Origin of the sequence: Lachnoclostridium sp. An14 (genome assembly GCF_002160755.1) — a bacterium.
Taxonomy (GTDB): Bacteria; Bacillota; Clostridia; order Lachnospirales; family Lachnospiraceae; genus Lachnoclostridium_A.
The window spans coordinates 26354-37088 of the sequence record NZ_NFLE01000041.1 but is presented as its reverse complement, the minus strand read 5'-3'; the positions used below and the strand labels follow the sequence as shown (position 1 = coordinate 37088).

General features: G+C 37.1%; 11 protein-coding genes and 1 pseudogene. 1 reads left to right on the top strand and 11 read right to left on the bottom strand.

What is annotated here, in order from left to right; translation table 11 throughout:
• The 8 genes and pseudogenes from B5E84_RS21520 to B5E84_RS17235 form a co-directional block, all read right to left on the bottom strand.
• Nucleotides 1-134 (bottom strand): transposase family protein (locus B5E84_RS21520; RefSeq protein WP_143469262.1); only part of this gene is annotated, 134 nt, incomplete at its 3' end.
• Nucleotides 135-240: 106 nt separating this feature from the next.
• Nucleotides 241-645 carry a hypothetical protein gene (locus tag B5E84_RS17265; protein WP_242963424.1) on the bottom strand — a complete coding sequence of 135 codons (405 nt, stop codon included), beginning with the start codon at nt 643-645 and terminating at the stop codon, nt 241-243.
• 218 nt (nt 646-863) lie between these two features.
• Nucleotides 864-3134 carry a UvrD-helicase domain-containing protein gene (locus tag B5E84_RS17260; RefSeq protein WP_087225209.1) on the bottom strand — a complete coding sequence of 757 codons (2271 nt, stop codon included), beginning with the start codon at nt 3132-3134 and terminating at the stop codon, nt 864-866.
• The gene (locus B5E84_RS17255) at nt 3131-3970 is read right to left on the bottom strand and encodes a hypothetical protein (RefSeq protein WP_087225206.1); all 840 of its coding nucleotides are present in this window, start codon (nt 3968-3970) and stop codon (nt 3131-3133) included. Before B5E84_RS17255 ends, B5E84_RS17260 begins: the two co-directional genes overlap by 4 nt.
• A gap of 53 nt (nt 3971-4023) precedes the next feature.
• A pseudogene (locus B5E84_RS21440) lies at nt 4024-4418 on the bottom strand (GNAT family N-acetyltransferase).
• Nucleotides 4419-4722: 304 nt separating this feature from the next.
• Entirely contained in the window at nt 4723-5127 is a 405-nt protein-coding gene (locus B5E84_RS17245; protein ID WP_242963423.1) for a hypothetical protein, read from the bottom strand.
• Nucleotides 5128-5716: 589 nt separating this feature from the next.
• The gene (locus B5E84_RS17240; protein WP_087225203.1) at nt 5717-6922 is read right to left on the bottom strand and encodes a hypothetical protein; all 1206 of its coding nucleotides are present in this window, start codon (nt 6920-6922) and stop codon (nt 5717-5719) included.
• 72 nt (nt 6923-6994) lie between these two features.
• The gene (locus B5E84_RS17235) at nt 6995-7243 is read right to left on the bottom strand and encodes a helix-turn-helix domain-containing protein (protein ID WP_087225200.1); all 249 of its coding nucleotides are present in this window, start codon (nt 7241-7243) and stop codon (nt 6995-6997) included.
• A gap of 122 nt (nt 7244-7365) precedes the next feature.
• Between B5E84_RS17235 and B5E84_RS17230 the strand changes: the two genes are divergently transcribed.
• On the top strand, nt 7366-7662 hold the full coding sequence (locus tag B5E84_RS17230; protein ID WP_087225197.1) for a DUF6809 family protein: 297 nt from the start codon (nt 7366-7368) through the stop codon (nt 7660-7662).
• Between the two features lie 124 nt (nt 7663-7786).
• On the opposite strand, the gene B5E84_RS17225 is transcribed toward B5E84_RS17230, so the two are convergent.
• The 3 genes from B5E84_RS17225 to B5E84_RS17215 all read right to left on the bottom strand — a co-directional run bounded on the left by B5E84_RS17225 (nt 7787) and on the right by B5E84_RS17215 (nt 10635).
• On the bottom strand, nt 7787-8092 hold the full coding sequence (locus tag B5E84_RS17225) for a hypothetical protein (protein WP_087225194.1): 306 nt from the start codon (nt 8090-8092) through the stop codon (nt 7787-7789).
• Nucleotides 8089-9309, bottom strand: a complete 1221-nt coding sequence (locus B5E84_RS17220) for a plasmid recombination protein (protein ID WP_087225191.1) — start codon at nt 9307-9309, stop codon at nt 8089-8091. Before B5E84_RS17220 ends, B5E84_RS17225 begins: the two co-directional genes overlap by 4 nt.
• A gap of 345 nt (nt 9310-9654) precedes the next feature.
• Complete coding sequence (locus B5E84_RS17215; protein ID WP_087225188.1) at nt 9655-10635, bottom strand: AAA family ATPase; 981 nt, start codon at nt 10633-10635, stop codon at nt 9655-9657.
• Between the last annotated feature and the right edge of the window lie 100 nt (nt 10636-10735).

The window sequence follows — 10735 nt, the reverse complement described above, 5'->3', positions numbered from 1 at the left end:
ATTTCCACCCAGTCATCCGCATTTGCAAGCATAGCGAAAAAAACGAGCAGGATAATATCCTTCATTTTATGCAGAACCTTTTTCTCCTGTCTAAGATCCGTCACCGTACTTACAAAATCCAACACTTCTTTCATAACATCCCATCCTTTTTTCTTTTAGTATACCAGAAAAAAGACGGATGTTCATAATTTGTTCATTCGTGCGTTTGTCGTGGACGATCCGTCTATTTTCCGTCTTTTTTCATCTCCCGTTAATTCCGTTCACAAAAGCCAGGAAACAGCCGAAGTCTCCCAGCCGTTTCCTATTATAGCGGTCGTTTTCTTCGTAACCTAAGGCCTCCCGCCAACCGGCCTCTTTGCCCTGCATTATCAGATACCGCGCCAACTGGTTGCATTTTACGATCAGAGCGTCATGGCTGGCAGTGCGGCTGGCGTCCTGCTCCGCCTTTTCTTCCCGGCTTAAAAGCAGCCATCTGGCGCGGAATCCGGCGTATTTTACGGATGCCGCCAGCAGTTCTTCGTACAATTCTAAAGCGTCTGGGTCTGTGCCTAACTCCTCTATGATTTCTTTGTGCAGATGCCGTGCGGTGTCAAAATCGCGGCTTTGGGGTTCTTTCAGGTATTCTTCAAAGGTTACTGGTTTCAATGGGCGATTCCTCCTTTCTTTTTAGTGGATAAATTTCAGGGGCAGGTGCGGCTCATATGAGCTACTCCTGCCCCTGTCTGGAGCTATCTATTTCCCGACAGCCCCTTTTTATATCATTGCTCATTTTCTATGCTTTTTTCCAACTACACAGCGTTTGCAATTTTTTTAGTATCAAAATAGTATCAGTTTCAGCTATAATACTTTTCAAAAATAGAATTTCATCCTCGACTTAATGTTCCATTTTCAAGAGAATGACGTAAACAACTGGATTCGCCTCTTGATTTGCTTCCTAATATCGTAATACTAAATTGCGCTCTTGAACAAGATAAATATAATTTATTTAATGCACTGTACTTTAGAAAATTAGATGAAATATCATAAATTCCATTTTGAGGCACTCGTCCTTCATCAACGCCTACTAATACAACACATTTAAATTCCAATCCGTTAATATATTCAGGTAATGTACACACAACTTTAGGCGTATCCCTTTCATAACTGTTTTCTCGCCTACCATTGATATAGTTCACTGGATACTTACCTATATTTTGGGTATAAAAGCTGTTCAACATTTCTTCATCAAAAAAGACCATTGCTATTTCATCTAGTGAACATTTAAATCTATTAACTAAATTTTTTATGTGCCCCTCTAAAGATGTTTTCATTTCTTCATCGTTTTCATACATAATCAATTTAGGAACTTCACAAAGATCTTCTTCTCTTGCTGTAAAACTACTCTCACAATATTTATATGGATTAATAAAAGCATCAAACATAAGCGCACCAGAGGCAGTTATTGAAGCACATAATTCTGCAATCTGTTGCGAACTTCTAAATACTGTCCCGAATTCTTGACATAAAACTTCACCTACAGATAACTTTTGTTCTATATAACTGCTACTCATATCTCCACGTTCTCCAATAACCTGACCATAATCTAACGCGAAGCAAATAGGTATCTTTTTTTGTTCTACATCTTTAGTTAAAAAATGAAAAATTTGCTGTTCATTTAGATTAAAAAGATGCATTTCATCTACAATTAAATAATCTGCACCATCCTTTACACGTGCTCTTCTCCATAAAGGCGCATTTAAACGAGCTAATGCTTCTAAAATAATATCATCAGTATCGTATACTGATTGAGTCTCTAACGCTTCCTGATAATCAGTAAATATGCGGAACACATATTCTTTATCCGTATCGTTCTCTAACGGTATACCATTAGTCAAAGGCTGCAGTTTTTTATATCTCTCTAAATCCCCTTCTGCCATCCCCTTTATTCTAACACTAAATTCAAACTGAAGCATTAATATTATTTTGTTCTCTTCTTCTTTTTCAAAAAATGAAATAGCAGTTTTTGACATTACGAATTTATACGTATTAAATACCTTTCCATTATTTTTTTCAAAAGCATCTTGAATTAACAATAATTGATATTGTTTTGCTTCCGATGCATCCAAATCAATTACTTGTGTATCTTGTATATTAATATATTCCATACAATAATCTTGCAATGTCATAATATTTAGTCTTTGATCACTAGTTGTTTGGAACCATTTTTCTTTTGCTAACCCAAAGAATAATTGTTTAACTGCATTTTCGGTTGATTTGCTGTGAGTAAAAAAATAAATAAGAAGAGATCTTCCTTCTTTTTCTGCGTCACTAAGCATTTTTATTGTCCGCAAAACAAGTGCTGCAGTCTTTCCTGTGCCAGCAGGTCCTTCTACACGTATAGGAGAGTTTATATCATTACAATTGACTATACTTTTTTGAGAATCTGTCAAATTCTGAATTTGTTTTTCAAAATTCATAAATTTAAACTCTGCATGGGATACTATATTCTCTGACTGCACAATATGAACAACTTCCCCTTGTTCTCCTGATTTTTCTTCGTCCTTCAAACTTATGTTTGCTCTTAATTTTAAGTTTGGCAGACAAGAAATATACTTTTCTCCCCCTTTACGAAAAATCATCAAATCAGGTTTTTCTTCTATCCCAGATGCTGCTCCTTCCTTTCCATATTTATATGCCAAAAGGCTATTATGTATACCTCTCGTCTCTAACCTTCTTTCATTAGGATTTCTTTCCAAAACAATTCTATACGAAGAGCCAACGGAAAACGGAAATGGAAAAATAACTGTTTTATCTTTAAAAATTTTTTCACAATTAGTAAATGCTTGTCTATTCCAAAAACGCACTGCAAATCTAAACGTTTTTTGTAAAACAACTAACAATTCTGTATCTGTAGTTTTATCTAACAACTTGCACTTTTCTAAATCAAATAGCAAAATAGTTTTACTTGCATTTTTCCCGCAAAAAATAATACCATCTTTATCTATATTGTAGGCTATTCCCTTTAGTTCAAAACGATCGTCTCCTGTCCTCAAACATTCTATAAAGGCCTTACTTAAAGGAAATTCCAAGCTCTGTAAAGCAGTTGCATTTATTATGATTTCTACAGCGCTTTTTTCAAATAAAATATATTTCATGTATTTGCCTCCATAATTCTATTACAATATTCTCTAATCTCGTAATCAAATGCATTATCAACGCCAATTCTAATAAACGAATGTGCAAATAATTGTAAAATATATTCTATCCAAGGAGATGTAATTATATCATCTGCCATTACGAAATCACTTTCATTCTCGAAAAAGAATAATTTGTTAATTTCTTCCTTTCTATCTCCTTGATAAGTAGTAAAATCATACTTATAATCAAGAATATCATTTTTTACATTCATATCAATTTGTTTTATATCCTGCAAATCAATAACTAATCCCTCTACAGATGATGAGTTACAACTATATGCTTTAACTGGAACAAATGCAAACTTAGGATAAACGCTATTATATAAATGAAGCATTTTGCTTTTTACCAATTTTTCTGCATTATTCCTTAAATAAGCATTTTTATGGTTTCTGTCTTTCTTTTCGGAGGAAAGTTCTTCAATTGTTTTCCAAGTAGAAATCCAAATACTAATGTCTTTACTTACTTTTTTATTATCACCAACACATTGAGTCAGAATATATTCCACTTTATCTATTCCCATATTAATAAGACTGTCAAAATCTAAATTATTTTCTTCTGCATAGCGCTTTATTTTCCCAAATAATTCCTTCTTTTTCTCTTCAAGAATGTCATTAAATAAAACTTCAAAAAACCAGTCTTCCAAAGGTAATGCCATTAAGCAATGAAAATATTTTATTTTATTCTGCGCCAAGTCACACCTTGCAGATATTACTATACCCTTGCACCTGATTCCCGGATACTTCCCTGAACGCATATTTTCAATAATTGTTCCCTGTGTAAATCGCTCTTTCATTTTTGTCTTTTTCTTTTGTGACAATATCAGAAGATATTATCTATTCTCCAAATTTATTTTTTATTTTCTTTACTACTTTTTTCAATTATATAAGATTGCAAGCTTTTCTTACATCCATTCTTTTCATAAAATGGTTCCACACCTGGCTGTGCGCCAAAATATAACATTGTAGGCGTATTTTCTCTAGCCAAACCACGCAATCTACTTCCTATCCCCTTCTTTTGAAATTCTGGTAAAACAAGCAACTCTGTAATCGTCCCAAAATAATACCATCAGAAAGGAGACGCAAACATCCTACAAGCTCGCCATTCTCATAAGCAGTTATATTCATCGTTTTCACTAATGCATCCTGTGTTTTTTCATAATCATAATTTCCCGGCCAAACGCGTTTAACAAAACAAATAAAAGCGTTCGCATTCAATCCTTTATCATCAATTTTATATTCCACCATTTCATCTCCATATTAAACATTTATCTGAAAATTCCTTTTTAATCAGTAATAAACTGCTTTTCAGATATAACTTCTATTTTCATCCTTAAATTGATACGTTATTTATAGTGTTCAACTTCTGTAACAATTTTCCTCAGTTTCTAAATAGTAACTTTTATAGTAGATTTCGCCATCCCTTCACCTTCTGTATTCAATGTTATCCGCCCCAACATTCTTGTTTTAATTATTCTACCATAAACCCTTAAGTTTTACTATAATCTTGTGAAATCAAATAACAAATCCGGCTATTTTCCGGCTATTTTCATCTCCCGTTAATTCCGTTCACAAAAGCCAGGAAACAGCCGAAGTCTCCCAGCCGTTTCCTATTATAGCGGTCATTTTCTTCGTAACCTAAGACGTCCCGCCAGCCGGTCTCTTTGCCCTGCATTTTCAGATACCGTGCCAGCTGGTTACATTTTACAATCAGAGCGTCATGGCTGGCGGTGCGGCTGGCGTCCTGTTCCGCCTTTTCTTCCCAGCTTAAAAGCAGCCATCTGGCGCGGAATCCGGCGTATTTTACGGATGCCGCCAGCAGTTCCTCGTATAATTCTAACGCGTCTGGGTCTGCGCCTAATTCTCCTATAATTTCCCTGTGCAGGTTCCGCGCGGTGTCAAAATCGAGGCTTTTGGGGGTCTTCAGATATTCTTCAAAGGTTACTGGTTTCAATGGGCGATTCCTCCGTTTCTTGGGATTATGGGTTGAGGGCGTTGGATTTTTGATCATTGTGGCTGTGTTGCTTGATAGGTGTATTTTAACAGATGTGAGGGGAGAATGCACATTGACTTTTAGGGAAAATCAAGCGCAAAAATCTTCAAAAATCACGTAGGGATGTGAAAGGGAGAAATGCAATGAAAATGCAATTTAGAAAGGAAAGAGCCGCTCGGCCCTTGATTTTAAATGCTTTGCGGCTCAGCTGGTACTATTCAAACTCCTCGGCGGATAGCTTGAACTGGCTACTTTTTTCTGATTTTTATGGGATTTATTATCTATATTCTTCAAAAATTGCTCTTGTATTTGTGCCAGTCAAAATTTTTAGAGCCAAAATAGAGCCAACCAGTTGTACCACACTCCCCTTTAAATGCCTTTCCAATATAAGTATTAAAATAGTTCCTGTCACGTAACAGAACACAATTTTTAGCTTAAAGACATAGTTTATAGTCTATTTGCTTTTTTTATATTGCAGAGCCTTTTAAAATGCGACTCTTAAACCTCCTAAACCGTAACATAGTATGGTAGACATTTAATCCAAAAACAATTACATGTTGCATTTGCTGCCAGTTTCATCAACCTCATTTATTAAAAAGTTCTGATACTCACCATAATATTCTTTTACTTGCTTTAACAAGTTATTGAAATCACATTTTCCATCTTTATATTCTTGAAAACTTTCTTTAACGCCGTTTAAAACTTCTATAATTTCATCATCTTCAATATAATGCATATGTTCGTCAAGACAATCTATTATATCATCATTTACTTTCTTTTCTTCAATTACTCTAAACAAGATATTGTTACAAGCCTCAATATCTGGATAATCAAATCGAACACCAGTATCCCCTATCAAATCCACATATTTAGCACGTTCAAAATCATATCCATTTTCATCATAGAGCCACTCAACATCATCTATCAACTTTTGAGAAATATTTCCTTCTGATAGTTCTTTCAGATAATCTATTATCAGTGCAGGATCAAATTCTAATGGCTTAATCTCATTTAGAAACTTAAAAAAAGCTGATTTATCTTTTGAATTCCTTATATACACAAAAATTTCCTTAAATGCAATCCTTTCTTTCAATTTACCTTCCATTAATGATTTTTTTTTGTATTCTGGAAGAAATATCTTTTGAGCTTTTGACCCACTCCTAAGTTCATAAGTAAAGGTATTATTTTTATTGCTTCCTTCCTCAATTAACTTGTAATATTTATGAGAGATACTTCCTACAACTCTTCCAATAAACTCCTTAACCTCATATGTCAAAATTATACCATTTTGAACAATACACTTCTGAACATCTTTTACATATTTGTTTATATATTGACTAAAAATACTTATTTCATCATCATTTTTTCCATAAATATTAAACCGTTCATATCTTGCAGTATTGTAAAATTTTTGAATTAATGTTATAAAATCATTCTCTCTCTCATTTAAACATGAATATTTTGAGTTTTTTGCATATTTCTTTATCTCGTCTCTTAATAAACTATGACTATGTGTAATAAGACTTTTTTCAAACTTTTCTTCATCGGAAGTATCTTCCAATTTCCACAAAACAAGTACAATTTTTTGAAGTCTTTCTAATCCGACAGAAATATTATATAACGAAAAAAAGGTGGGGGCATCGTTTGTAATAATCTCCATTCTATTTAACTCATTTATCCCATTATATATGAATTCACCCGCAATATCTAACTCGACAACCATATTAAAATTTTTATAATACCATTTATTATCCATACTTACCTCAATCCTTGTTTTTAAATTCTGACTTGTGTTTACTTAACTCTCACAATCATATCACACTATCCTCTAACTATCTAACAAATCCTGATAACTCACTCCCAGAACTTCCGCAATAACTTTCAACTCAATATCCGTCACAAACCGTTTGCCGCTCTCTATTCTCTGCACAGCGTTTTTATCAATATCCAACCCTGCTCTTTGAAGCATATCCGCCAGCTTTCTTTGTGACGTTTTTTCTGGTAGCTTCTCTCTGATTTCCTTTATCCTCTGTCCGCAAATATTATTGCCGCCGTCCCCTGCCTTATTTTTATACATAAAGTCCTCTCCCATTTTTGACATTTACTAATTGTCATTTCTTTCATTATATGCTAAACTATAAAGTAAGTTGACATTTAGTAAGTGTCATTCAAATACTTTTTAGCAAAGGAGACACTATTATGAAAAGCATATTACTAAGATTGTATGACGGCGAGATTTATCCCGCCGAACAATACAATCTCAAAACAGAGGAATATCGTTCCATGCGTCAAGCACACTACCAACACTATGAAGATTTTATTGAACAGCTAAAATCTCTTGACCCGCCGCTACACGAAAAATTCATTGACATCATGGACGAGCAGCTTGACGAGGTTCCTCTTGAACTTTCCGGGACATTCCTTGAAGGATTCCGTCTGGGCGCACGAATAATGATTGAAGTCTATCAAGGAAACTACACAGACCATGAAGAATAATTTCTTTGTCCGTAAATCCTCCATTTGACAGTCAAAACATAGAGGGCGAAACAACCAATATCTCGTTGTCCGCCCTCTCTATCATGGCGCTAGCGCCATGTTTCTATATGTAATCAAGAAAAAATTAAATCTCACGCTCCAACTTCCACAGCTTATGCTTTACTTCCTGCTGGCTTTCATACAACTCGTCCCTCCTGCCACAAATTTCTTTCCCTCGCTCTAAGGTTTCTCTAATACTTTCCCTCCGCTCCGGCTCCCCCTTTTTATATTCCGCCATTAGAGAACGGATTTCATTGTTATTCTGCTTCCGCTGATTGTCAAGTATAACCCAGTTTACCAACCGCTCCGCTTCCCGGTCTGTCTCAAAATCTGCATATTGTATAACCTTTGCACACAGCCGGAGCATGACTTTTTTCTCCATGTCTGTCATAGCGATACCTCCGTTTTTTTGTATTGTTTAGGAACCGTCAAGCACATTTCTGCCGCTTTTTGACCTTCAATGACAGCTTTTACCTCTTGTTCTCCAAGCCCGGCTTTCAGACGCTCAAAATCTGTTAAATCTGTTGAGAGCGAAAGATTTTTTTCTTCTTCCTGCTTTACCCGTCCCTCCAAATAATTGATATTTCTTTGAAGCCGCTCCACCTGCTGTTTCAATTTATCAGCCGCTTCTATCAACTGGACATTCCGAACAAGTGCCGCCACCAGTGCTTCTTTGACTTTCTCTAACAAGGGCATTGCTTTCTTATCCCGATAAATTTTTGCCGTTGTCAGAGCCGCCGGTTCCGGCAACTGCCACGCCGGATTTTCACGAATGACGTGAATATTCTTCTCTGTTACTTTTTTATCAGCGGACAGCTTTATGATTTCCTGCTGTATCTCCTGTTTCTTCCCTTGTAACCGTTTCAAGTCTTTTGTTTCACTGGAAACAGTTTTCTGTATCTCTTGTATGCTCTGGCTGATTTCTTCTTTTTGGGAGGTAAGTATCTGCACCTCCTTTTCTCGTTCCCGCTTTTCAAAATCCAATACGCTCAAATGTTTTCTATGGGTTCCTTTTTGCTTCCAGATGACGCCATGACGCTCCATAACTTTTGCCAATTCCTGTTTTTCCGAAGCTATCCACTGGCTCCATTCTGTTTCCTGCTTAGTGCCGCCCTTAAATCCCATAGAAGCAAGCGCCTGTTTCATGGAAACCCTTGTGTCCAGTCCCCTCTTACTTTCAGATACGAACGGGACAAAATCTATATGTAAGTGGGGCGTTTCTTCGTCCATATGGAGATGAGCGGAAAACACTTTAAGATTGGGATTTCTCTGCTGAAAATTTATCATAAATTCATCTAAAATTTTCATTGCCAGTTCCCCGTTTTCACTCTGCACATTCATATCGTCTTTGTTGCCTATCTGAAATATGACTTCATGAAATAACTTTTCCTGTTTTGATGTCCGTATCTTTTCATAATAATCATTTATCTTCCTGTCATTTCGTGTCTGCTTTTCATTGTAGCGCTCTAAGGCTTTATCAAATAACTCGTGATAAACAGCCTTGATATTTTCGTTGCAATATTCTATATTGTATTGAGTATAATCTTCCTTTACATTCTTTGCCTTGAACGCTCTGCTATTGTGAGTGAGGGAGCCTTTTCCCACCATACCGCTGATTGTCCTCTCGATAGTCTTATCCTCCTTTCAGCAAATCAGGGGCGGCGTTTAAGCCGCCATAGCTTTGTTACTTTCGTCGAAAGTAACGCAAAAGCACTTTTGACAGGTTCCCTATCAAAAATGCAGACCTGCAAGCAGGTTTTGCGCCCTGCCGGGGGCAAGCTGTCCACAGGACAGCTTATCGTCCTGCGGACGGAAGCGGCTGTTTCCGCCGCTTTGCTTCCGCCATTTATCCGGCTTCATTCAACTCCGCAACAATACAAAGTCTATATCTTTTGCAACCTTACAAGTCCAAAGTCCGCAAATTTCATATACTCTGCATTGTTGCGCTGTTCCCTACTCCGGTCTGATATTATCCAGTTCCCAATACCATGAATTATTTATCCGTTTCGCCCGGACACCTAACTCTTTCTTTGCATTTTCTAATGTCCGTTTCGATATACCCTGTTCGTCCGCCAGATTAACAATTTCGTTGCTTTGCATGGCGTTATTCGTTTCCGCCAGTTCCCGGAGCAAGCGTTTCGCCTGCTCCATTTTATTTGCTTTTGGAGCGATACCGCCCAAGACTTCATCAGCCGTAATGTCATAATCTCCAAGCCACTGAAAACCGCCCTCTGAAAGTTCAAAGGCTTTCGGGTGTCCGAACGCCGCCAGATTATTTTTTATCTGGACAAGCGCTCTTATATTGGCTTCGCCCTCCACTCTGCCGACCAACAGGACGCTCCTTGCGACTGCAAAGAAATCAATGGAACCCATACCACGATACGCCGCCTTATTTCCTGCCGCTTTGTTCATATGACCGACAAGCACAATAGCACATTGATATTTCTCTGCCAGAGCCGCCAGTTTCTTTGTCATATCCCTTGCTTCATTTGCCCGGTTCATATCCATACCGCCGCCCAAGTAGGCTTGTATCGGGTCTAAAATAAGCATTTTAGCCTTTGTCCTTATCATTGCTTCTTCTAATCGTTCATCTATCATAGAAAGTGATTTTATGCTTTCATCAATGACGGAAATGTTTTCACAGTCTGCTCCCGCCAATTCCAGACGGGGCTTTACGGTATCGGCAAGCCCGTCCTCCGCTGTCTGATAAATCACATTCAGCGGTTCTGTCAGCTTCATTTCACTGTCCAGTCCTTCGCCCGTTGACAGCTTTGCCGCTATATTGAGTACAAGTGTTGTCTTACCGTCTCCCGGATCGCCTTGAACGATTGTCAGCTTCCCATATGGAATAAACGGAAACCACAGCCAAGAAACTTCTTGCGACTGTATCTCCGACATTTTAATCATCTGCAATTCTGTTTTGGTTTCTTCCATAATGCCCTCCATTTCTGAAAAATCATTGTCACTGGAAAAAACCTCTGCTATACTTATATTGTGAAACACTGATAACAGAGGTTTTCCAGTTATCACAGCC